Source organism: Niallia sp. FSL R7-0648 (assembly GCF_038007005.1).
Taxonomy (GTDB): domain Bacteria; phylum Bacillota; class Bacilli; order Bacillales; family Cytobacillaceae; genus Niallia; species Niallia circulans.
Genome location: NZ_JBBOWE010000002.1, coordinates 887,922 through 911,505, shown reverse-complemented (window position 1 = coordinate 911,505; position 23,584 = coordinate 887,922). Strand labels below are relative to the sequence as shown.

The following is a 23,584-nucleotide window of genomic DNA, read 5'->3' as shown; positions in this document are numbered from 1 at the left end:
CCTCCTTTATTCTTCGGCAAAGCTTACTTCAAGTGTATAGCCTAATCTTCCATAGAATTCCTTCAATGTTTTTTGAGCATTTTCCTCTGCTTTCACTAAAATCCCCTGATTTACAGCCTCTTTCTTCATCGTTTCCTTCGCTTCATCCATTAAACTATAAGCTTCTTCCCACTTTACATCTCCTCTAAAAATGCCTGAAACAGAATATGTTTCTACTTTTTCAAAATCAATGGAAGGATCCTGAAGAAAATCTGCCTTTGGTAACTCAATATGGATGCTTTTCTCATCCTCATCTACTTGTAATTGTTCGTCCGTAACTATCGATAAGTCTACTCCAGCTGTTAGTGTCCCTGGTACAACTAACAATATTTTTCTTTTTGTGCCAGGAAAATCCGTCTCAATTTCCTTACCAAAAATTTCATTATCCTCTTTTTCTAGAATTGTTTTTATAAAAGCTTGAGAGGTGGCTAAAGTGGATAAATCTTTCATCTGTTCTAAATAAGCCGTTGTTTTTAGAACGGACTCTTGCGGAAAGGCAACTTTCCATAACCCTACGATTCCGACTATCAAAATCACGATTAACACACTAAAAAAAAGCATGATTTTTTTATTTAACCGATTCATTAGTCTATATAAACCAAAAGAAGGAAAGCGAATTCCCCTTCTGCTATTTAACTCCAATGCTGTACTTGCCTGTTCCCTTTTCCCCGCATCTAACTCCCGGCTGATTCGTTCTTTTTCTTTTTTACTTACCATTTAACTCCTCCTGATCCTATTATTGTCTCCTTCTATTATATAGGGAAATTTGTCGATTGTGGGGATATTTGTCTATGTAGTATTTCCCAAATGGCAGGCGATGAAAAAATTACCAACTAAAAAATTGTTTGATTACCATTTTAAGAGGCTATATAAAAAACATAGATAAATTCCACTATTATAGGAGGCTATCATTATGTATAAAGTAGAAGTAGTAGAAAACGGTGTACAAGCAACCAATATTATTAATGCATTAGAAAACCAAGGCTACAAAAAAGAGAATATTTACATTTTTGCTCACGATAAAGACCGTTCTGAGGATTTAACAAATGCAACGGAAACTGGAAATGTATCAATGAAGGAGCAAGGTTTACTTGATTCTATCAGCAACGTTTTCCGAAAAAGAGGCGACGAATTGCGTTCTAAATTACAATCAGTAGGCTTAACAGATGCAGAAGCAGCTAAATACGAGGAAGTATTAGATACAGGTAAATTAGTAATTGTTGGGTCACAAGAATAAAGAGAAATCCCGCCTTCTTTTATGCGGGATTTTTTTATCCTAATAATTGGTCATATAGCTTCTTTGCATAGACAACATCATTTGTTTCATGGATTAATGCTCTTCCATCTTTAAAAAAGACTACTCTGTTTCTTTCTAGCTGAACAGATAGGAGAAACGGATTTTGTCGCACTTTATATCCTTTCTTTTGCAAGCTTTCTGTTAATCGTTGAAAAGGAATATTTTTTGGACTAGATGGACGAATTTGAACCGTTTCTCTTCCACATAAAACAGCTACCTTTGTCTGATTCTCCCTTTCAAGAAAAGGATATGACCGTTTTTCTCCACATGTAGGACAATCACTTCTCTTTGCACGGCTCACTTTCACATTGTGATATTCATTATTCCATAAATCAAACGTTAAAAAGGATCCGCGCAAAGCAGCTTTATCTCCCCTTAAAAGCTTCAACGCCTCTGTTACTTGATGAGAAACGACCACTTGTACAGCTGGTGCAATAATTCCTACTGTATCACAAGTTAAACCAGTCATGGGCATCGTTTTCAATAAGCAATGAAGACAGGGTGTCTCACCTGGTATTATCGTGTAGCTCATCCCGGAACTCCCGACACAGGCCCCGTAAATCCAGGGAATTCCATGCTTAACAGCCATATCATTTACTATCATTCTTATTTCCATATTATCCGCAGCATCTATTATTAAGTCGATATTCTCAACTAACTGTTCTAATAACGCTGCGGTTGCCTCACCAATTATCCCTTTCACTGTGCAGCCTCGATTAATTTCCTTTAGTCTATTTTCGGCCGCAAATGCTTTTGGTATTTTCTCGTCAGCATCCTTTTCTGTATATAGCTGCTGCCGCTGCAGGTTGCTTTTTTCGACATAATCTCTATCTATAATGGTTAAGCTTCCGATACCGCTTCTGCATAACATCTCTGCAACAGAAGACCCTAATGCACCTGCACCAATAATTAACACATGCTTCCTGCCAATTATTCTCTGCCCTTCTGCTCCAATGGGGGAAAACAAAACTTGGCGTGAATATCTGCTTTGATCCATTTGTACCTACTCCTTCCTCATCCCCCGCTAACAGGTGGAATAAAGGCAATTGTATCGTTTTCTTCCACTGTATCTTCATCCATTGCAAATTCCTCGTTTACCGCAACCATTACTCCTTGAAGAGACAGCGAAGGGAAGGCACTTAATAAATATTCCTTAACCTGTGCAATCGTCTGCCCTTGCCATTCCAATTCCATTGCCTCTTTTCCTATCGTTTCTTTTACTCCAGCAAAGAATAGTAATTGGATCAATTTAATTCCTCCTCACTTGGTCTGCCATCTTCATACCTTTTCGTACCTTTCTGGTTCCCAATCCACTCTTCACCAGATTCCCAATGTTCCCTCTTCCAAATTGGCACGATTTCTTTTATTCTTTCTATCGCATATTGATTTGCCGTATAGGCATCCTTTCGATGTGGAGTCGAAACTGCTATCACTACAGCTACATCACTGATTTCCAGCTTGCCGATTCGATGGGTAATCGCAATATCAATGTCTCCCCACTTCTCCTTTACCTCTTCCCCTATTTGCGCAAGTTTTTTCGCAGCCATTGGCACATATGCCTCATATGTTAAAAACAATGTTTTTTTTCCGGCAGTCATTTCCCTTACCGTACCAATAAAAGTAGTAATCGCACCCGCGTTTCTTCTTACAACCTTATCAATAACTTCTTGCAAATTAATTGGACGGTCCGTTATTTCAAATTTCATATAAATTCCTTTCTCGATCTACTCTCATCTTTTTTCCATATCGATTTTTCATTTTTCTTTCAAACGTAAAGATTATATTTAAAGGTTACCATAAACAAAGACAGAATTCTCTTACTACTCTTCGCTCTTTTCCATATTTTTTATCGTTGGTATGCAAAATCATCTTGTAAAGCAGACTAAGCAAAGGGTGCGGAAAAGTTGTATGATTAATTAAAATGGTCTACAATTATTCAATCAAACAAAATTACTTTTCGCTGAAATAATAGCCATTACATAGGAGGCATAACAAATGAAGAAAGTATTAACTTTAGCAGGCTCTGACACAAGCGGCGGTGCAGGTATTCAAGCAGATTTAAAGACATTCCAAGAATTAGGTGTTTATGGTATGACTGCTTTAACAACGATTGTAACAATGGACCCTAAAAATCATTGGCACCATAACGTATTTCCCCAGGATATTAATACAGTTAACGCGCAATTAGAAACCGTGTTATCTGTGGGAATTGATGCTATGAAAACAGGAATGCTTGGATCTGTCGAAATCATTGAAGCAGCGGCAAAGCTAATTGATGAAAATAATATCAAAAATGTTGTGATTGATCCTGTCATGATTTGTAAGGGCGAAGATGAAGTTCTTCATCCAGAAACAGCTGATGCCCTACGTGAATTGCTTGTTCCAAGAGCAACTGTGGTAACACCAAACCTTTTTGAAGCTTGGCAGCTTGCTCAAACTGATAAACCAATTAAAACAGTAGAAGATTTAAAAGAAGCGGCCGCAAAAATTCACGAACTTGGACCTAAATATGTTCTCATCAAAGGCGGCAGTAAGTTAGGACATGAAAAAGCAATTGATCTTCTATACGATGGAAAAGAATTTACTATCTTTGAGAGCGAACTAATAGATACAACGTATACTCATGGGGCAGGCTGCACAAACTCTGCTGCTATTACAGCTGAACTAGCTAAAGGTGCTACCGTAGAAGAAGCTGTTCAAACAGCAAAAGATTTTATTACAGCAGCTATCAGCAATGGATTTAAATTAAACGAGTATGTAGGACCAACTATGCATGGAGCATATCGTAACGAAAAAGAAAAGCTTAGTGCGAAATAAAAACAGCAGTTCAATATATTCTCCTTTTACCATGCCATTATAAAAGGAGAGTATGCCCTTACCATTTTTTATTATTTAAATAAACTATTAGCAAGGAGGGATATTCTGTGGAATTTGTACAAATGGAAAAAGTGCAAAACGAAATCGATCGTTTTAGTGGAAAGAAAATCTATATTCACTTAGAAACAACAAATGGCGCTTATGCCAACCATAATGATGAAACCTTCTTCAATTCAGGCGCCTATATCCGCAATGCCCAGCTAGCCTATGAATATGGCAAAATTACGGGAAACGGCCCCTATCGAATTGGCTTAAAAACAGCAATAGGCTGGATTTATGCTGAAGGTATCACCCACTATGAAATTGACGATAAAAATAGATTGTTATTGGCAGGCTTAGACTTTACCGGAAAATTAGCAGTAGCCTTAGAAATAAGCGAAACACCATTTGAATAAACAATTAATGGAACATGCTTTTTTCATTACATGAAAGGAGGAACTCAGATGGAAACAGAAAAACAAGTATTAGTTATTTTTCCTCATCCCGATGATGAGGCATTTGGTGTATCTGGAACCATTTCAAAATTTTTACACGAAGGGGTTCCAGTTACTTACGCTTGCTTAACCCTTGGACAAATGGGAAGAAACTTAGGAAATCCACCATTTGCAACAAGAGAATCCTTACCAGAAATTCGCAGAAATGAATTAAAGGAAGCAGCTAGAGCAATGGGTCTAGAAGATCTCCGTATGCTCGGCTATCGTGATAAAACAATCGAATTCCTAAAAGAAGAAGTATTAGTCGATGAGTTTACAGCATTACTAGATGAATTAAATCCTTCTTTAGTGATTACTTTTTATCCAGGTTATTCTGTGCATCCGGACCACGATGCTACAGGAGCTGCTGTTGTAAAGGCCATCGAAAAGAGAGAAGCTTCTAAACGACCAAAACTTTACTGTGTAGCATTTTCCAAGAACACAGAGGAAGACCTTGGACAGCCAGATATTGAAATTGATGTGGAAAATTTTGCAGAACAGAAAATCAAAACAATCGCAGCCCACCTTTCTCAAACACAACAATATGTAGCAGTCCTGCAAGAAGGAATAAAGAATCAGGACCCAGAAGTTCTAGCTCGATTGTATACGGAAAAATACTGGACATATAAATTTTAATTTTGGAGAAAACAGGGAAAAAGATTGAGACATACGTCTTGCGATTATAAAAAGGTTTGTGGTAAACACCTGTTTCTGCGAGAAATAGAGATGCCATAGCCCTCTTCTTTTTCCCCAGTACCTTGTTTGTCTGTAGAGTAATAGAACAAATTGCTTTCGCCTCTCGGGCTTTTATTTACATAAATACCCAAAGTGGTGAAAGCAATCGTTATTAAATCGCTATATTAGAAATTGTTCATCTATTCCCATTATCTATTTTGTTTTGTCCCTGTATGTTTTTATTTAAAGAATAATCGCCTAAATTAAGCTTTTAGCCAAGCATTTGCAAGTAAAAGCGCTCCTTTTGCTGCCTCAGTATGCGCCAATGCATTTAGCATAACAAAATCATGTATGATTCCACCAAAACGAGCAGAGGTTACCTTTACTCCCGCTTCACGAAGTTTATTCGCATAAGCTTCTCCTTCATCTCTTAGCACATCTGCCTCAGCCGTAATGATTAAAGCTTCTGGCAGCCCAACTAATTGATCTTTTGTTGCTCTTAAAGGAGATGCTGTAATTTCTGCTCTTTCTTTTGGATTAATAGTATATTGATCCCAGAACCATTTCATGCCATCTCTTCTTAAAAAGTACCCTTCTGCAAATTGGTTATAAGAATCTGTTTCAAAGGATGCGTCTGTAACAGGGTAAAATAGTAGCTGTTTTTGAATAGCAGGGCCTTTGCGTTCTTTCGCCATTAATGTGATCGCTGCGGACATATTTCCGCCCACACTGTCACCTGCTACAGAAATTTTATTAATATCAAAGGCATACTCTTCTCCTTTTGCTGCAATCCATTCTAGCACCGTATATATTTCTTCAATCGCAACCGGATATCTTGCTTCTGGAGAAAGGCTATAATTGGTGAATACAACGGCAGCGTTGGAACCTACTGCTAATTCACGAATTAAGCGATCATGTGTATGTGCATTACCGAATACCCATCCTGCACCATGTGTATATAAAATCACTGGCAATTTAGTTGTAGAGCTGTTCTCTGGACGAACAATTTTAATTGATACTTGATTGGCCGGTCCACCTTTAATAAAAAATTCATTTTCCTCCACTGGTAATTTATCTATCTCACTAGATTGTACTTCATCTACTGCTACTCTACCTTCTGCTGGCTCCAAATCAAATAAATATGGTGGATTAGCTGTGTCTTCTGTAAATTTTTTAGCCGCTTCTTCTAATACAATGTGATTTTTGTTATTCATAGCAAATTACCCCTTTTGATTTCTTAAAATTTAATTGCGCACAATTTATTGAATTAAAATTTTTTACTCCTATGTTTTCTGTTCCTTTACATAAGGAGTACAAGTAGTTAGTTTTATCTGCTGCTCGTAAATTTAATTGCGCACAATTTAATTTTACAATACCAATTTTCCTATTCAAAGTCAATTTATTTTTTATTAAAAAATGCTGAGGAAAGTCTTTTTCCTCAGCATTTCATCAAAAAGATATATTTTATAAATTTTCTACTCTTTCTTCTAATACTTCTTTCGCATTCTGCACATGATCATTATCTTCAGATTTCACCATTTTGACAAGAAACTTTCGCATAAGCAGCATTTTTAGTCCCTTAACATGTACAGTGCCTTCAAACTCTACTTGGGTGCCTTCAGGAATCTCCGAAAAGCGATAAGCATAATCAACTATTAATCCATTTGAACTACTTCTACGCAAAAATCCTATATTTTTATCAAAAGTGAGATATTCTATTTCTGCAGATACTGTATTTCCACGAACATTTCTTATCTCTTTATATTTTGTGCCAACTCCAATCGGCTCATTTGTCAACTTTTCTGTTGATACCACTTTATTCATATATTCTGAAGCATTTGCCATGTCCGCAAAATAAGCAAAAACTTCTTCAATGGGCTCACAAATAATAACACTCGCATTAAAATCTGCCATTTTTCCACCTCAATAGAATCTATCTTTTTAGGTTTTTCATTTCTATTATAGCGAATAAATAGCAAATTGAATAATTGATTTCTAAAGGTTGTTTTATCCTTTTCCTAGTTATTAAGTGGAAGAAATTAAACTTATTCTTTATGGATTAAAACCTCGGGAATAATAAAAAAAAGGTAGATGAACTTATTCGCGTTCATCTACCTTTTTTTATTATTCCTCTAATGCTTTTCTAATTGCTTGAGCCACTCCACTTTCTTCATTTGTTCCTGTCACAAAGTGGCATTGACGTTGAATATCTTCCACCGCATTCCCCATCGCAACTGCTCTGCCAGCCATTTGAAACATGGAAACATCATTATAATTATCTCCAATTGCCATCGTGTCAGAAAGAGAAATGTTGCGATCCTTCACAAATTTCTCAAGCGCAATCCCTTTTTGAGCATGAATAGAAGTAATTTCTAAGTTCTCCTTACCGGAAGCACTAATTGCTGCTCCTTCCAGTTTAGTCAACTCCTCTCTAACATTACCTAAAACGATCGGATCAAAATGGAATGCTAATAATTTATAAATAACCTGGTCGTCATCTTGAAATAATTCTTCATAACTATCTAATTGATGAATTTCCTTCAGTCTTTCCTCGGCCGCTTTTTTAATCTCTTCCATATCCTTCGCATGGCCACTTACAGTAAAAATATCCATAATCAGTGATCGTGCTACTGTTTTATCAAGTGTATACGTTCCTCTATTAGTATAGACTTCATAATATACTTGATATTTATGTAAAATTTCAGCCATTTGTCTGGCTAGATCTTTACTTAATGGATTTGTATCGACGATGATATGCTCATTCGTCCTAATTTCTGCTCCATTTGCACAAATCATCGGTGTAATAACCCCTGCCTCTTTTAAAAGGTCTCCTGCTTCTTCATAAGCACGTCCAGTAGCGATTACTACCTCTACTCCTTTATCTTGTGCTTCTTTAATTGCTTCTCGATTTTCTTTCGTGATTTCTTGTGTGGATGTTAATAACGTCCCATCCATATCAATTGCTATGCATTTAATCATCTAAACACCCTCAATAATTTATTCAGCTTTATCAATAATTTTCTAATTCCTTTATCATCATAACATGAAAGAACAAGCAGCAAAAGGAAGAGAACTTTAAGAGATGCTTGTCTTTTTGTAAATTATTTTATCTGTTTGCTTTATAAGCAGGCACACAGGTTAGAAATAGGAATGCCCTTACTTACGGATTTTGACTTTTACTTGCAACTCTTCTATCTAATACCTTCACCAACCCATAATGAACTATCTTCGCTGTCCTCTTTCCCTTCTCTGCCTTCTTTCTAAACCATCTTCTATTTTGTCTTTTCTGTGAACGGATATGTGAACATTTTTCAAACAATGAGTGAACTTTACCGCAAACTGACGAAATTTCATTATGATATACCTATCATTTACCAAAAGGAGACGATCGGAAAAATCAACTTTGTTAAAAACCTTTTATATCAATGTTTATCGACTTTTTCCAACATTAAATTACATAGGATGAACATCACGGAAAAGCACTTTTAACAAGTTTTTTTATCCTACTGCCTCAATTAAATCTAATTGAGTTTCATCTTATGCAATGATTTTTATCGCTTTATCGAACTGGAAGATTCACAAATCTGTTCAAAATACAAAAAGGAGGAGAAACTCATGGATATGATTTTTCTATCGCGTTTGCAATTTGCTTCAACGACCATATTCCACTTTTTATTTGTTCCCATTTCTATTGGTTTAGTATTTATTATCGCAATCATGGAATCTTTTTATGTGAAAACAGGGAATGAAGAATACAAAAAAATGGCAAAGTTTTGGGGCAAATTATTTTTAATCAATTTTGTTATTGGTATTGTTACAGGAATTCTTCAAGAATTCCAGTTTGGTATGAACTGGTCTAACTATTCTCGCTTTGTTGGTGATGTATTCGGAGCACCACTTGCAATTGAGGCATTGCTCGCTTTCTTTATGGAAAGCACCTTTATTGGACTTTGGATATTCGGCTGGGACCGTTTATCAAAAAAAGTACATTTAGCATGTATTTGGTTGACTGCATTTGGAACAATGATTTCTGCCTTTTGGATTTTAGCAGCAAACAGCTTTATGCAGCGCCCAGTGGGATTTGAAATTAATAATGGCCGCGCTGAAATGAATGATTTCTTTGCACTTATTACAAACGGCCAAGTTCTTGTTGAGTTTCCTCATACTGTGTTTGGAGCATTAGCTACTGGCGCATTTTTAGTATGTGGAATTAGTGCTATTAAATTGTTAGGCAAAAAAGATGTTGATTTCTTTAAAAAATCCTTTCAAATCGGGATTACCGTTGCATTAAGCGCTACGTTTCTAACGCTTGTTGCCGGTCATGCCCAAGCACAATTTTTAGTAGAAACACAGCCAATGAAAATGGCTGCTAGTGAAGGATTATGGGATGAAAGTGAAGATCCAGCACCATGGACCGTGTTTGCCAATATTGATGTAGAAAACAAACAAAATAGCGGAGAAGTAAAAATTCCTTATCTACTAAGCATCCTATCTTACAACACATTAGATGGCAGCGTAAAAGGAATGAATGATCTGCAAGCAGAGTATGTGCAGAAATATGGGGATGGCAATTATATCCCTCCAGTTAAAACAACTTTCTGGAGTTTCCGCATCATGGTTGCAGCAGGAGTAGCAATGATTCTCCTTGGAATATATGGCGTATTTCTGGCTTGGAAGAAGAAATTAGTTGCTAAACCTAATAAATGGTTCTACCGATTCATGATTGCAGGAATTTCCTTACCATTTATCGCTAATACCTCTGGATGGATTATGACAGAGATTGGCAGACAGCCATGGACTGTTTTTGGATTAATGACAACAGAAGATAGTATTTCCCCAAGTGTTTCAGCTGGGCAAGTATTATTCTCTATTATTGCATTTTGTACCATCTACGCGATATTAGGTGCTATCATGGTTTACTTATATGTAAAAGTTATTAAAAAAGGGCCATATTTGATGGAAAAAGAAGATACAAAAGTAACGAATGACCCGTTTGCGAAGGAGGGTTTCCATGCTTGAGTTAAATGTTCTTTGGTTTATCTTAGTCGCTGTTTTGTTTATTGGATTCTTCTTTTTAGAAGGTTTTGATTTTGGAGTTGGAATGTCAACAAAGCTTTTAGCAAGAAATGATATGGAAAAACGAATACTCATTAATTCTATTGGTCCTTACTGGGATGCAAATGAAGTGTGGTTAATTACTGCTGGGGGCGCCATGTTCGCCGCTTTCCCTCATTGGTATGCTACAATGTTCAGCGGATTTTATACACCGCTTGTAGTTGTTTTATTAGCGTTAATCGTTCGGGCAACAGGATTTGAATTCCGTGCAAAAGATAGCCACCCTGCATGGAAAAAGGCATGGGATCTGTGTATTTTCTTAGGAAGCTTCCTTCCTCCTTTATTATTTGGCGTTGTTTTTGCTTGTTTTATGCAAGGACTGCCAATTGATAAAAATATGGAATTAAAGGCTGGCTTCTTTGATGTTGTAAACTATTATACATTAACCGGCGGGCTTACAGTATTAGTCCTTTGCCTTGTGCATGGACTAGTATTTACTACCTTACGTACCGTTGGAGACTTACGAGAAAGAGCAAGAAATTTAGCACAAAAGCTTTTGCCTTTATTAGGTATCTTATTATCGTTATTTTCCGCATTAACTTATATTAAAACAGATATTTTCCAAGAACGTGGCTTAATCCTTTCCTTTATCTTCTCATTAGGGGTTATTGCCTTTGTTGTTGGGGGATTCTTTATCTCTCGAAAAATGGATGGATGGGCTTTCGGGATGACTGGTGCCGTTATCGCCTTATCTTTTGCTTCCATTTTCATCGGCTTATTCCCTAGAGTAATGGTTAGCTCAATAAGTGATGCATATAGTTTAACCATTCAAAATGCAGCTTCCGGTCACTATTCTTTAAAAGTGATGACAATTGTAGCCCTAACGCTTCTGCCATTTGTTCTTGGCTATCAGATTTGGAGCTATATTGTGTTCCGGAAACGTATTACTGAGAAATCTCATTTAGAATACTAATGGATAAAAATCTTTTAAAACTTACTGGGATCAAGCCGATTCTCGCAACTATAGGAATATTAACCATTGTGGAAGGAGCTGCTATTATTCTGCAGGCCAAATGGCTTGCAGAAATAATAGCCTCTTTATATAACGGAGAAAACTATCAAGAGCAATATGTAAAGATCATATTGTTCTTATTAGCTTTTTTAGGGAGGCATTTTTTACACACTATCCAACAAAATATCGCTGCAGCATTTGCTGAAAAAACGAGTAAAGAGCTTCGTCTTCAGTTAATGCAAAAACTATTTGAATTAGGTCCTAAGTACACCAAGAAACAAGGAAGCGGAAACATTGCTACACTTGTCCTTGAAGGGATTAGTCAATATAGAACATATTTAGAGCTTTTTCTACCAAGAATGCTGGCTACAGGAATAGTTCCAGGCATGATTATTCTATATGTATTTTGGAATGATTGGCTATCAGGTGTAATCTTAACAGTTACAATGCCGATTTTAATCGGATTTCTAATACTTGTGGGCATGGCAGCTAGCAGCCAAATGAATCGACAGCTTGCCACCTACAAAATCTTATCTAATCACTTTTTGGATTCTTTAAGAGGACTAGACACACTGAAGTTTCTAGGTAGAAGCAAACAGCATAGCGGAAATATCGAAAAGGTAAGTGAACAATATCGCGGGGCAACGATGAAAACATTGCGATTAGCCTTCTTATCCTCCTTTTCTTTAGACTTCTTTACCTCTCTTTCCGTTGCAGTGGTGGCAGTAAACTTAGGATTACGCTTAATAAATGGTGATTTAGTTTTATTACCTGCCTTGATGATTCTTATTTTGGCACCAGAATTTTTCCTGCCTGTTCGAATGGTCGGAGCTGATTATCACGCAACATTAGACGGAAAAGAAGCTGGGGATGCAATCCAAACGATTATCCAAACCCAAAAATCTGCCAAAATGACTGGACAGTCTATTTCTTTAGGTACAAAGCCTTCCTTAACGTTTGACCATGTTACCTTTCAGCATCATCCCGAGGAAAAAGCAACCTTAAAGGACCTTTCCTTTATGATTGATGACTATAAAAAAATTGGCATTGTCGGTGAAAGTGGCGCGGGGAAGTCTACGCTTATTGACCTCCTAAGCGGTTTTTCTCAACATTGTGCGGGGAGCATTTCTGTAAATAGTGTGTCTTTACCTAGCCTTATGACAGAGGAATGGAGACAGCTGACTACGTATATTCCGCAATCTCCTTATATCTTTAGCATGACATTACGAGAAAATATCTCCTTTTACCAGCCAGATGCTGCCGACGAGGAAATTATCCAAGCATTAAAAGCGACTGGTCTATACGACATTTTCACTACTTTTCCTAATGGTCTAGATGAATTATTAGGAGATGGAGGAAGAAACTTAAGTGGCGGGCAGGAACAAAGAATTGCTTTGGCACGAGCATTCTTAACCAATCGAAAAATCATGCTGTTAGATGAGCCAACCTCTCATTTAGATATTGAAACAGAGTTCGAATTAAAAGAAACGATGCTACCTTTATTTAATGAGAAACTAGTATTCTTTGCAACCCATCGTCTTCATTGGATGAAAGAGATGGATTCAATTATCGTCATGGATCAAGGCACTATTGTAGAATCAGGCACACATGAAGAGCTAGTCGCAGCAAAGGGCTTTTATTATAAGCTATTACAACAGTAAGGAGGATGACTCTAAAAATGAATGAAAACAAATGGATTTCTCCATTTCTGAAAGCAAATAGTGGCCGAATTGTCTTAATTCTTTTCTTGAGTGTCCTAGCTTTACTTACAGCTGCGATGCTTACCTTTACTTCTGGCTATCTTATTTCTAAATCAGCCATTCCAGTCGAAAATATATTAATGGTTTATGTACCAATTGTTGGCGTAAGAACCTTTGGTATCAGCCGGGCTGTATTTAGCTATTTGGAAAAATTAGCTGGTCATCATACAGTTCTGCGCATTTTATCGAAAATGCGGATGAAGCTATATCAAATTTTAGAACCACAAGCTTTGTTTTTAAAAAGCAGATTTAAAGTTGGCGATATGCTAGGGATTCTTTCTGATGACATTGAAAAACTGCAAAATATATATTTACGGACCATTTTCCCAACCTTTGCAACCTCTGTTTTATATATTATAGTGGTATGTGCTATTGGAATATTGGATATTCCTTTCGCCATTCTCATGGCAATTTATTTAGGTCTATTATTATTCGTCTTTCCTATTCTTTCTTTAGTGCTCATGCGCAAAAACCAAAGAGAATTTAAACAAAGAAGAAACGGGCTATATCAAAAATTAACGGATAGTATTTTAGGCATTAGCGACTGGGTTATCAGCGGTCGGTCGAAAGGCTTTATAGAGGAATATGAAAAAGAGGAAGCGATTGTTGCGCAACTCAACTATAAGCTTGTTCAATTTACTCGTTGGCGCAACTTTGCTTCCCAAGCAGTTGCGGCATTGATTATCCTTTCTCTCGTTTTCTGGTCTAGTAAGCAATATATCGATGGCGCTATTCCTGTTACATTAATTGCTGCTATTATTCTAGTTGCCTTGCCAATCCTGGACGCTTTTCTAGTCGTTTCTGATGCATTTGAAAAGCTGCCAGCCTACCAAGACTCGTTGGATAGACTTAGCAAACTGAATGTTCCTGAACAGAAAAACGAAAGAGTTCGTCCAATCATAGACACCGATATAGTCGATATTCAAGTTGATCAAATTACTTATCAGTATGAGAAAGAACAAACCTCAACCCTATCTAATGTTAGTTTAGATATTCCACAAGGGAAAAAAATTGCCATCATCGGTCGTAGCGGTGCTGGTAAATCAACCTTACTGAAATTGATTCAAGGAGTAATCCAGCCAACAACAGGAAGAGTCACCTATAATGGAGAGACATCGGCTTCGTTTCATGCAGAGACTTCTTCGATTATATCTGTGCTCAATCAAACACCTCACCTCTTTGCAACAACGTTACGAAATAATATTTTACTAGGGGTAGAAGAAGCATCGGATAAAGAACTAATAAAAGCGATTAAATCGGCTCAATTAGAGGAGTTAGTTTCATCCTTGCCAAATGGGTTGGATACTTTTATGGAGGAAACAGGCCAACGTTTTTCTGGCGGAGAGAGACAAAGAGTAGCACTAGCCAGAATATTGCTCCAAAAGACTCCTATTGTTATTATGGATGAACCAAATGCCAGTCTTGACCCAAAAACAGAAAAAGCATTACTTAAAACAATCTTTACAACATTGGAAGGAAAAACAATGATCTGGATTACCCATCATCTTGTAGGTGTAGAAGAGATGGATGAAATTATCTTTATGGATCAAGGAGAGATCGTTCTGAGAGGAAGCCATCAAGAACTGCTAGCTACAAGCAGCCGCTACCAGCAATTATATGCATTAGATCATCCAGAATGAATCCGATAATAGGCGAGTCTTCATTAAAGAAGGCCGCCTTAATGTTTTATTTGTTTCGGTTCTTCCTCTGTTACCTTTTCGCAAAAGAGCCTTTGAGGATACCTCTTTACTAAGACATGTTGAACGGCCTGCCCTGCTCTTAAAAATTTAATGAATTACATCTTCTACTCTTGCTTCTGTAACTTGGATCAAATTGTTAACTGCCAATTCAATTTGAACACCAATCTTCCCTCCACTAACAATAATCGTGGATTGCTTGTTCACACTCTCATCCAAGATTGTCTCATACTTTTTCTTCATGCCGATTGGTGAACACCCACCCCGAATATAACCAGTTGTTTTTTGAATATCCTTTACGGCAATCATTTCTAGCTTTTTTGCATTGACTACTTTTGCTGCCTTTTTTAAATCAAGCTCTGCTTCAACAGGGATAACAAATACATAAATTCCATTCCCCGTATCTTTCACCACAAGTGTTTTATACACCATTTCGATTTCTTTACCAATCTTACCCGCAACGGATATACCGTCCATTTTCCCATCTTTATTTTCATAGGTATGTACACTGTAGGAAATCTTTTTGGCATCCAAAATGCGCATTGCATTTGTTTTGGTAATAGCCATAGCTATATACACTTCCTTTCCTAACACTGGTAATTTTTCTCTAATTAAACCATATCATATCGTTACCCAAAATGAATATTAATTATTTCAGAACCAAAGCCCCATATTCTTCATATAGTATGGAAAGTAGAAATCGACTTGCTGGGAGGAATAAAATGAAACCGACCTATCAAGATGCCCTTGCCTATTTCGGGGTGAGCGGTGCACATCCAGGTGGCTTAACATTAACAAAGTTCTTATTGGAACAAGAAAAAATTACGACCCATACAACATTACTTGATGGCGGCTGCGGCACTGGCCAAACTTCAGCTTATATAAAAAAGAACTACCCCTGTGCTGTCACAAGTATTGACTATCATCCTACAATGGTGCAAAGAGCAAAAGAACGATTTAAAAAAGAAAATCTGTCGATTCAATTAGTGCAAGGAAGCCTAGAAAAGATGCCCTTTCCTTCCAACAGCTTTGACATCATTTTAATAGAATCTGTACTAATTTTCACTAATTGTAGAAATTCCCTTGCCGAAATTAAAAGAGTGCTCAAGCCAGGCGGCATCCTACTGTTATTAGAAATGACTGCGGAAAGAAGTCTCCATGCAATAGAACATCAGAATATGTGTGAAGTTTATGGCATTGAAAAGGTCTATACAGAAAAAGAATGGATAGATTTAATGAAGGAAGCGGGTTTTCCCAAAGTAGAAATAAAACTTGGACACTCTGTTTTTTCCCATATGATGACGGGAATGGAAAAGGAAGATGAAGCAATTGATAGAACGGTACCAACGAATGTCCAATTAGAAGGTAAATTGATGGACCATTCCTATATTCTTTATACTTACGGGGATATAATCGGCTACCGAGTATATAGAGCTAGTTTGTAAAAAAAGAGGCTCTCAGTGGATTAGCCTCCATTTGAGAAACCTCTTTTTATTATTTTCAGCTGTCCTTTAGTAAAGCTTTATTAATCCATATAGCTGCTTGCGATCCTTCTCCCATTGCGATTGTAACCTGTTCCGAATGAGCCACAACATCACCTGCTGCCCAGACGCCATCTATATTAGTCATTTTCGTACGCGCATTCACGATAATATGATTATTCTCCATTATCTCGACTCCTAAAGGCACTGCTAAATCTGACTTTACTTTATTCCCGCCAAATGCAATAAAACTATGCTTTGTCTCGAGCATCTTTCCATTTTCCAATACATACCCTTTGATTTGGGAATCATCTGCTAATACTCGATCTATTCTCTCTGTATAAACGGAAATTCCACTATCACTTAATTGTCTAGCCAGCTTTTCGCAAGTAGTCTCTCCACCATGATTAATATACGTAATATCGCTTGTCCAATACAACAAAGTAAGGGCCATATTTGCCCCAACATTTCCATTTCCAATCACTATTGTTTTTTTATCCTTTACTTCATATCCATCACAATCCGGGCATAAGTAGACGCTGATTCCCAGACAAGGGTACAATTCGGCAAATGGGGGAATATTATCCATAACACCTGTTGCAAGGAGAATTTTCCGAGATTGAAACAGACCCTTTTCAGTTGCTGCCGTAAAATGCCCCTCTTCCTTTTTTAAAGAAGTAACAGTACTCTTAAGAAACTCTACCCCAAGGCTTTCTGCCTGTTTCCTTCCTAAACTCCGCAATTCTGAGCCGCTGATTCCATTAGGATATCCTAAAATATTATGGTAGCTTTTACATATCGTAGATCGACCATCCTCTGCATCAATAATCAGCACATCATGATTATATCTTCCTAATTGAATCGCTGCCTGCAATCCCGCTATGCCACCGCCTATAATAATGCAATCAAGAATTTTGGTCATCTTTTTCCCTTCTTTCTTTTAGTCAAGCCAGTTTCTTTAGTTTTTACGAGGAGACAATTCTTATTCTTCCAAAATACTATCCGCTATAGCGGAATAAAAAAATGGCTATGTATTACGGGATTCCCGAATACATAGCCATTTAATCTTATCTTATGAAGATACTACTTCTTCTTTGAAAAATTGCGGTAAGTGCTCTTTATGTGCTTCTAGCATTTCATCCAAAATTTGTTTTGCCACTTTGTCTGACGGCAACAACGGATTAATCGTCATAGCTAATAATGCGGTATGATAACTTCCTGTAACTGCCGCTTCTGCTGCCACTCTTTCAAAGGACTTAATTTGTTGAACAAGTCCGCGAACTGCAACAGGCAGATCACCGATCGCAATCGGTTTTGGTCCGTCTTTTGTGATAATACTGCTAATTTCTACAGCTGATTCATTTGGAATGCTTGCAATAGCTCCATTATTTATTGTATTGACAGGCTGAATATCTCTTCTGTCATTGTACATAGAATCAATTAAGCTGCAAGCTGCATCACTATAATAAGCACCACCTCTTTTTTCTAGCTGCGGCGGTTTTTTATCTAAGTTTTCATCCTTATAAAGTTCAAACAGCTCTTTTTCTAATTGCTGAACGACTTCAGCACGTGTACCTTGTTCTGCTGCTTCCTCCAACTCATTTTGCAGCATTTCTGCTTGCTTATAATAATAACGGTGATATCCACAAGGAATAACTCCTAATGCTTTAATAAAGTCTGGCTCCCAGTCAATAGCAGCAATATTCCTCATCGTATCACTTTTATGCTTCGACATTTTCTCTAAAAAGTCTGGCGTAATGTTCTTCCCATCTAAATATACATTTAACCCAAATACCATATGGTTCAAGCCAGCAAAGTCAACATGCACACGACTAGATTCTACTTCTAACAGCTTAGCGATACCCATTTGAATAGAAATCGGTACATTACATAGCCCGACAATCTTCTTCCAATTACTATGACGAAGAACAGCTTCTGTTACCATTCCAGCTGGGTTTGTAAAGTTAATGAGCCAAGCGTTTGGACACAGCTCTTCCATATCCTTTACAATATCTAAAATGATAGGAATGGTTCTTAATCCTTTAAACAGCCCTCCTGGACCATTCGTTTCTTGCCCAATCACATTATACTTTAGAGGGATTCTTTCATCTTTAGCACGTGCAGCTAGTAGGCCAACTCGAAATTGAGTTGTAACAAAATCTGCATCCTTAAGCGCTTCTCTTCGGTCTAGAGTTAAGTGAATTTCAATTGGTAAACCTGCTTTCTTCACCATTCTCTTCGCTAGATTTCCAACAATATTAAGCTTTTCTTCTCCTTCAGGAATATCTACTAACCATAGTTCCCGCACAGGTAATGAATCATATCTCTTAATAAACCCTTCCACTAATTCAGGTGTGTAGCTTGACCCACCGCCGATAGTAACAATTTTAATCCCTTTTCCCATAATAGATCGCCTTCCTTTTCTACTTATTTCTGCAATCCCTTACAAAATTACCGATAAATGAATGTCTCTTCACTTACAACCTTAACGTCTAACTAGACCCGAGTAAATAGGATGCTGGGAATTAGGACTTTTTCACACATAATGGAACGTGTTCCAAAAGAGAAACGTGTTGTTTCACAAGGATTCTGCCTCCCTTTTAGAAAAGAACAATAGAATTACTTTGCTTTATTGCTTAAAAAAAACTTGATAAAGGGGCTTTACCCTTTATCAAGTGACTTTTTCCGAGCGTTTGCCCGAAATATTAATTGATTAATTACTTCCGAAAACATTAAACCCATTGCAATAGATCCTGAAATTAAGCAGACCTTTGCTGCTAAGCTTACCGCTACATAATAATTATTCTCGACAAAATTACGCATCGCATTATAAGCAGTTCCCCCCGGAACTAAAGGAATGATTCCTGCGACACTAAATATAATAACTGGTGATTTATATATTCGGGCGAACACTTGACTTATGACGGCGACAAGAAAGGAGCCTGACAAGGCCGCAATTACTTCATTTTGATGAAAATGAACAATTGTCCAATATGCCATCCATCCAATTGTTCCTACAAATCCGCATTGAATTAATAATTTCCGAGGAATATGAAAAATAATTCCAAAGCCAAACGTTGCAACAAAGCTAGTTATTGCCTGTGCTAAAAATTCATTCATTACTTATTCCTCTCCTTAAAAAACAAAAAATGCAACGGCAATCCCTGAACCAATTGCTGTAGCTGTTAAAAAGGCCTCTGCCCCTTTTGAAATACCAGATACTAAATGACCTGCTATTAGATCCCGCACCGCGTTCGTAATAAGCAAACCTGGTACAAGCGGCATTACAGAGCCGATAATAATCTTATCTACCTCTTGACCAAAACCAATGGAAACAGAGAAAAAAGCTACTAGTCCAATAACAAATGCTGCCGAGAGCTCAGCAAAAAACTTTATTTGCAAAGCCTTATGAAAATACAAGGAACACAAAAAGCCTAAACCACCAGCTAGCAATGCAGGGATAAAATCGCCCCAAACTCCATCAAACATAATTAAAAAACAGCCACTTGCAATGGCAGCTGCGATGACTTGAAAGGAATCCGAATACGTACATTTTTCATCTTCCACATCTTTCAATAAATGGTACGCTTCCTTCATACTCACTGTTCCTGTGCTTATTTTACGTGAAATATCATTTACTCGAGCTACCTTTTCTAAATTAGTCGTCCGCTCAATAATCCGATTTAATTTCGTCTTTGTCGGTTCTACCCCTTCTAACGATAAAATAATGCCTGTTGGGGTTACAAAGCAGTCAGAATCGGTCACGCCATATGCAGTTGCTATTCTTGTCATTGTATCTTCTACTCGATGGGTCTCCGCTCCATTTTGGAGCATAATACTTCCTGCTAATATGCAGATCTCCATAATGTCATATGTTTTTTCCACTGATATATATGTCATACTATCTCTCCAACTAAAACAGTATAGGTACTCTTAAGATCCTCCATTAGACGCTTTATCTCATCAGTACTTTTAGCATTCTTTATTGATCATTTTAAAAAGCTATTTTTATCATAAGCAACAAATTACAGTTTATATGAAATATGGCTATTTTATCAATAATTGAAGGGAAAATAAAATGGAGGAATTTTTATTAACAAAACAGAAGAGTGAAAAAAATTTTTTCCAAAATAAAAAGTCCATTATGACATCAAATGGACTAAAAAAATAACATATAGTGTTTTTTATTAATCGTTCTGGATGCCAAATCTCGCATTGATTTGACCACGGAGCATTTGCTTTTTGACTTTCCGCTCTTCTTCTTCCTTGTTTTTTTTCATAATCTCTTGTCTAATTTCATGTGTTCGAACGCCTTCTTCTCGTTTATTAGCAATCTCAATTAGTCTTTCTACATCAGAGAATGAATATTTTCTATTTCCTCTTTCTGGTCTCTCCGGAAAAATTAATTTTCGCTGTTCATAATATCGAATTTGTCTTTCCGTTAATCCAGTTAGTTCACTTACAACACCAATAGTAATGACCTTTCTTTTCTTATAGGATGGTTCATGATCCATTACATCTCACCTCATGAAGTAAAGTAGTATTCTCATTTATCTTAATTATAATACTTTTCAGATAAAGAAAAATACCTTTTGTTATATTTCCTAACACAAAATTAAAAAAATAGGTAAGATTTCCTTACATTTTCAATGATTTTTTCTATATTTTCCGTTAAAATGCTAAATGTATAAACGATATTTTTTAATTTTCAGCCAAGGAATAGGTAATCGGTATTATTTTTTGTAAATGGAGAGGAGCCTTCTTAGATGATAACCAAAGAAGCAGTCGATTTAGCTAAAAAGATTGTGGAACTTGATCTTTTGAGAGACGAGATTTGGGAACACTTAGCAGAAGTTGCGGGTGAACACGCCCATGAACTTCTTCGAATTGTTCAGAATAGCTAAACAAACTGTATAACCTTTACAATTCATGTTGTTATATAGAGGAATTCCCAATCAAAATTGATTGATGGATTCCCCTTTATGTTTATAAACAGCGATTCTATCATTCATTTATTTTCAAAGAAACAAATCATGTCACTTAATTGTTAATAAAACTAACATCATTTTATAAGAATTTACCTACAATCGCAAGTGATTGTCTATTTTTTATAATAAAAAAAAACCATCTGTTAGTTACCCATTAAAATGGGGAACTAACAGATGGTGATGATTCATTAAATACTAACATCCTTCTTTTTGAAAAACCAAAAAGTGATGATCATGATTATTGCATAGTAAACAAATAAGATACCTAAAGACATCGGCATGGTTACTGTTTCGATTATTTTATCTTCAAACAAGAAAATCGTTTGGTCTAAATGTGGGAACACTAACAGTTTTAGCCATGCATACTTTTCAGCTAATGATTGAATAATTTGGCCAATTGTTGAGGATACAAACAATATAAATACCCCAGCACCCACTGCAATTGCCTGATTTTTAAATAATGTCGATAGCATAAAGGATAAAGTTAATACAAACAATAATCCCGGTAAATAATATAGGATGCTTTTCAAAAAGAACGGTCCACCACTTGCTACAATTTGGTCAACTGTCCCAAAAACAAGCACTTTATCTTCAAAATTTCCTACTCCAAAGAAAACAATACTTACTAAATAGCCAACAAGCATTAAAAATGCAACTAAAATGGCAGTATATATCAATAAAGCAATATATTTAGATAAAAGGATTGCCCAACGTTTATACGGTCGAATCAGCAATTGCTTAATGGTTCCATCAGAGAATTCCGAGGAAACGCTGCCCGCGCATATAATTACCACAAATAAAGTTACTAGAGACTTCATGCCAATAACCATTCCATTCATATTGGACCAAGTAGTTGAATATGGACTGACATCCTGCTTTAAATTATTTTGATAATCTTGGATTTTCATTTCAATCGATTCTTTCGTATCATCCCAATCAAAATCTTTTCCACTTTCTATTAAACTATCCTCTGTCTTAGCTGTAGGCAGCTTCTGTTCCAGCTCGGTTATTTCCGCTTGCACTTTCGCACGCCAGTCATCTCCTTTATATTGGGGAGTTATCTTCGTTTCCAAGAAACTTCCGCCAATAAGGGCAAATAGGAGAATGATCGGAAATATCCAGCTGTTTTTCTTTTCCCAAATCTTTATAAGTTCATTTTGTACTAATCCAATCATTTTGTTTCCTCCTCTCTCTTCTGATTGGTTATTTCTAAGAAGCGATCCTCTAATGTAGCTTTTACAACATAAATGCCGTATACGGCAACATTGTTCTCGACAAACAGCTTATTAACAAGAGGAATTGAATCTTTAGGCAGCTTCGCCATCAACTCGCTGCCTTTTACGGAGCTTTCTTCGACTTCATATTCGCTATTACGAAGGAGTTCAACCGCTTTTTCCGGCGAGTCTAATTCAAATGTTACTTCCCTTACACTTACTTCTTCTTCCGAAACCGTTTCATCCATATTGGAGATATGAATTAATTTTCCCTTTTCAATAATCGCAAATCGATGACACATTAATTGCATTTCCGATAAAAGGTGAGAAGATACTAAAACAGAAATCCCTTCGCTCGCTAACAAATGCAAATAATCACGAAATTCGCGAATCCCTTGGGGGTCTAAACCATTTGTAGGTTCATCTAGAATAAGAAGAGCTGGTTTATGTAATAACGCCTGCGCAACCCCAAGGCGCTGTCTCATACCAAGTGAATAGGTCTTCACTTTTTGATGAATGGCATTTTCTAATCCTACTAGTTTAATTACTTCATTAAAGCGTTCTTCCGAAATTGGCTCTTTAGCCATTCTTGCATAATGCTTTAAATTCTTATATCCACTCATATATTTATAGAACTCAGGATTTTCTACGATCGCACCTAAGCTGCTCATCGCTTCTGAAAAATTCTCATCCACGTTATAGCTATCTATGACCACTTTTCCATTTGTTCTATTTATTAGATTAACAATCATGCGGATAATCGTTGTTTTCCCCGCTCCGTTTGGACCTAATAACCCAAATATCTCCCCTTTTTCCACAGAAAAACTAACATTATCAACAATGTTCCTGCCTTTAATTCTCTTAGTGAGATTTGTGACTTCTAATGCATTTAAGCTCATTTTTTTCTCCCTTCTATATAATTGCTCTAAAGTAGTTCCCTCTACCCACAAGATGTATTCCTTCACTTTCCGTATACTAATACGATTTTTTTCCAAAAAAGTTTCAATTAAATAAAC

At 36.7% G+C, this 23,584-nt stretch carries 25 protein-coding genes; 10 read left to right on the top strand and 15 right to left on the bottom strand.

Going from position 1 to position 23,584, the window contains the following annotated elements; all coding sequences use genetic code 11:
- Positions 1-6: 6 nt before the first annotated feature.
- Positions 7-756 (bottom strand): DUF4230 domain-containing protein, encoded by a 750-nt coding sequence (locus NSQ89_RS24480; RefSeq protein WP_061796906.1) that lies wholly within the window; start codon positions 754-756, stop codon positions 7-9.
- 196 nt (positions 757-952) lie between these two features.
- On the opposite strand from NSQ89_RS24480, the gene NSQ89_RS24475 reads away from it, so the two are divergent.
- Positions 953-1,276, top strand: a complete 324-nt coding sequence (locus tag NSQ89_RS24475; RefSeq protein WP_047940799.1) for a general stress protein — start codon at positions 953-955, stop codon at positions 1,274-1,276.
- 34 nt (positions 1,277-1,310) lie between these two features.
- Here NSQ89_RS24475 and NSQ89_RS24470 read toward each other — a convergent pair whose 3' ends face one another.
- The 3 genes from NSQ89_RS24470 to NSQ89_RS24460 are packed head-to-tail and all read right to left on the bottom strand — an operon-like array spanning position 1,311 to position 3,042.
- Positions 1,311-2,333: a MoeB/ThiF family adenylyltransferase gene (locus NSQ89_RS24470; protein ID WP_047940800.1), complete on the bottom strand. Its 1,023-nt coding sequence runs from the start codon at positions 2,331-2,333 to the stop codon at positions 1,311-1,313.
- Between the two features lie 17 nt (positions 2,334-2,350).
- Complete coding sequence (moaD, locus tag NSQ89_RS24465) at positions 2,351-2,584, bottom strand: molybdopterin converting factor subunit 1 (protein WP_047940801.1); 234 nt, start codon at positions 2,582-2,584, stop codon at positions 2,351-2,353.
- Positions 2,581-3,042, bottom strand: a complete 462-nt coding sequence (locus NSQ89_RS24460; RefSeq protein ID WP_047940802.1) for a molybdenum cofactor biosynthesis protein MoaE — start codon at positions 3,040-3,042, stop codon at positions 2,581-2,583. Before NSQ89_RS24460 ends, moaD begins: the two co-directional genes overlap by 4 nt.
- Before the next feature lie 289 nt (positions 3,043-3,331).
- Between NSQ89_RS24460 and pdxK the strand changes: the two genes are divergently transcribed.
- The 3 genes from pdxK to bshB2 all read left to right on the top strand — a co-directional run bounded on the left by pdxK (position 3,332) and on the right by bshB2 (position 5,322).
- Positions 3,332-4,153 carry a pyridoxine/pyridoxal/pyridoxamine kinase gene (pdxK, locus tag NSQ89_RS24455; RefSeq protein ID WP_047940803.1) on the top strand — a complete coding sequence of 274 codons (822 nt, stop codon included), beginning with the start codon at positions 3,332-3,334 and terminating at the stop codon, positions 4,151-4,153.
- 107 nt (positions 4,154-4,260) lie between these two features.
- Positions 4,261-4,608 carry a YojF family protein gene (locus tag NSQ89_RS24450; protein WP_047940804.1) on the top strand — a complete coding sequence of 116 codons (348 nt, stop codon included), beginning with the start codon at positions 4,261-4,263 and terminating at the stop codon, positions 4,606-4,608.
- A 48-nt stretch (positions 4,609-4,656) separates the two neighbouring features.
- Positions 4,657-5,322, top strand: coding sequence for a bacillithiol biosynthesis deacetylase BshB2 (bshB2, locus tag NSQ89_RS24445; protein WP_047940805.1), 666 nt, complete (start codon positions 4,657-4,659; stop codon positions 5,320-5,322).
- A gap of 302 nt (positions 5,323-5,624) precedes the next feature.
- Here bshB2 and NSQ89_RS24440 read toward each other — a convergent pair whose 3' ends face one another.
- From NSQ89_RS24440 to NSQ89_RS24430, 3 genes are all read right to left on the bottom strand, one after another.
- Positions 5,625-6,575 (bottom strand): alpha/beta hydrolase, encoded by a 951-nt coding sequence (locus tag NSQ89_RS24440; protein ID WP_047940806.1) that lies wholly within the window; start codon positions 6,573-6,575, stop codon positions 5,625-5,627.
- Between the two features lie 250 nt (positions 6,576-6,825).
- Positions 6,826-7,275, bottom strand: a complete 450-nt coding sequence (locus NSQ89_RS24435; protein WP_047940808.1) for an SRPBCC family protein — start codon at positions 7,273-7,275, stop codon at positions 6,826-6,828.
- A gap of 210 nt (positions 7,276-7,485) precedes the next feature.
- A complete protein-coding gene (locus NSQ89_RS24430) occupies positions 7,486-8,340 on the bottom strand; it encodes a Cof-type HAD-IIB family hydrolase (RefSeq protein ID WP_061796917.1) in 855 nt (284 codons plus the stop codon).
- A 636-nt stretch (positions 8,341-8,976) separates the two neighbouring features.
- On the opposite strand from NSQ89_RS24430, the gene NSQ89_RS24425 reads away from it, so the two are divergent.
- From NSQ89_RS24425 to cydC, 4 genes are read left to right on the top strand one after another with little or no spacing between them, the layout of a single operon-like run.
- Positions 8,977-10,380: a cytochrome ubiquinol oxidase subunit I gene (locus NSQ89_RS24425; RefSeq protein WP_328282819.1), complete on the top strand. Its 1,404-nt coding sequence runs from the start codon at positions 8,977-8,979 to the stop codon at positions 10,378-10,380.
- A complete protein-coding gene (gene cydB, locus NSQ89_RS24420; protein ID WP_095322000.1) occupies positions 10,373-11,389 on the top strand; it encodes a cytochrome d ubiquinol oxidase subunit II in 1,017 nt (338 codons plus the stop codon). Before NSQ89_RS24425 ends, cydB begins: the two co-directional genes overlap by 8 nt.
- Entirely contained in the window at positions 11,389-13,089 is a 1,701-nt protein-coding gene (gene cydD, locus NSQ89_RS24415) for a thiol reductant ABC exporter subunit CydD (protein WP_341133405.1), read from the top strand. The genes cydB and cydD overlap by 1 nt, the downstream gene beginning before the upstream one ends.
- A gap of 17 nt (positions 13,090-13,106) precedes the next feature.
- On the top strand, positions 13,107-14,828 hold the full coding sequence (gene cydC / locus NSQ89_RS24410) for a thiol reductant ABC exporter subunit CydC (protein ID WP_144579665.1): 1,722 nt from the start codon (positions 13,107-13,109) through the stop codon (positions 14,826-14,828).
- A gap of 147 nt (positions 14,829-14,975) precedes the next feature.
- On the opposite strand, the gene ybaK is transcribed toward cydC, so the two are convergent.
- Positions 14,976-15,452, bottom strand: a complete 477-nt coding sequence (gene ybaK, locus NSQ89_RS24405; RefSeq protein WP_341133404.1) for a Cys-tRNA(Pro) deacylase — start codon at positions 15,450-15,452, stop codon at positions 14,976-14,978.
- A 155-nt stretch (positions 15,453-15,607) separates the two neighbouring features.
- On the opposite strand from ybaK, the gene NSQ89_RS24400 reads away from it, so the two are divergent.
- Positions 15,608-16,330 (top strand): class I SAM-dependent methyltransferase, encoded by a 723-nt coding sequence (locus NSQ89_RS24400; protein ID WP_061796924.1) that lies wholly within the window; start codon positions 15,608-15,610, stop codon positions 16,328-16,330.
- A gap of 55 nt (positions 16,331-16,385) precedes the next feature.
- Here NSQ89_RS24400 and NSQ89_RS24395 read toward each other — a convergent pair whose 3' ends face one another.
- The 5 genes from NSQ89_RS24395 to NSQ89_RS24375 all read right to left on the bottom strand — a co-directional run bounded on the left by NSQ89_RS24395 (position 16,386) and on the right by NSQ89_RS24375 (position 20,880).
- Positions 16,386-17,288: an NAD(P)/FAD-dependent oxidoreductase gene (locus NSQ89_RS24395; RefSeq protein ID WP_341133403.1), complete on the bottom strand. Its 903-nt coding sequence runs from the start codon at positions 17,286-17,288 to the stop codon at positions 16,386-16,388.
- 150 nt (positions 17,289-17,438) lie between these two features.
- On the bottom strand, positions 17,439-18,770 hold the full coding sequence (locus tag NSQ89_RS24390; RefSeq protein WP_047940820.1) for a 6-phospho-beta-glucosidase: 1,332 nt from the start codon (positions 18,768-18,770) through the stop codon (positions 17,439-17,441).
- Positions 18,771-19,027: 257 nt separating this feature from the next.
- A complete protein-coding gene (locus NSQ89_RS24385) occupies positions 19,028-19,486 on the bottom strand; it encodes a threonine/serine exporter family protein (protein WP_047940821.1) in 459 nt (152 codons plus the stop codon).
- 15 nt (positions 19,487-19,501) lie between these two features.
- Positions 19,502-20,266 (bottom strand): threonine/serine exporter family protein, encoded by a 765-nt coding sequence (locus NSQ89_RS24380; RefSeq protein ID WP_047940822.1) that lies wholly within the window; start codon positions 20,264-20,266, stop codon positions 19,502-19,504.
- 287 nt (positions 20,267-20,553) lie between these two features.
- Complete coding sequence (locus NSQ89_RS24375; protein ID WP_047940823.1) at positions 20,554-20,880, bottom strand: MerR family transcriptional regulator; 327 nt, start codon at positions 20,878-20,880, stop codon at positions 20,554-20,556.
- A gap of 252 nt (positions 20,881-21,132) precedes the next feature.
- On the opposite strand from NSQ89_RS24375, the gene NSQ89_RS24370 reads away from it, so the two are divergent.
- Positions 21,133-21,270, top strand: a complete 138-nt coding sequence (locus NSQ89_RS24370) for a hypothetical protein (protein WP_162837571.1) — start codon at positions 21,133-21,135, stop codon at positions 21,268-21,270.
- Positions 21,271-21,542: 272 nt separating this feature from the next.
- Here NSQ89_RS24370 and NSQ89_RS24365 read toward each other — a convergent pair whose 3' ends face one another.
- Positions 21,543-22,529, bottom strand: coding sequence for an ABC transporter permease (locus NSQ89_RS24365; RefSeq protein WP_047940824.1), 987 nt, complete (start codon positions 22,527-22,529; stop codon positions 21,543-21,545).
- A complete protein-coding gene (locus NSQ89_RS24360) occupies positions 22,526-23,467 on the bottom strand; it encodes an ABC transporter ATP-binding protein (protein ID WP_047941032.1) in 942 nt (313 codons plus the stop codon). Before NSQ89_RS24360 ends, NSQ89_RS24365 begins: the two co-directional genes overlap by 4 nt.
- Positions 23,468-23,584: the final 117 nt, after the last annotated feature.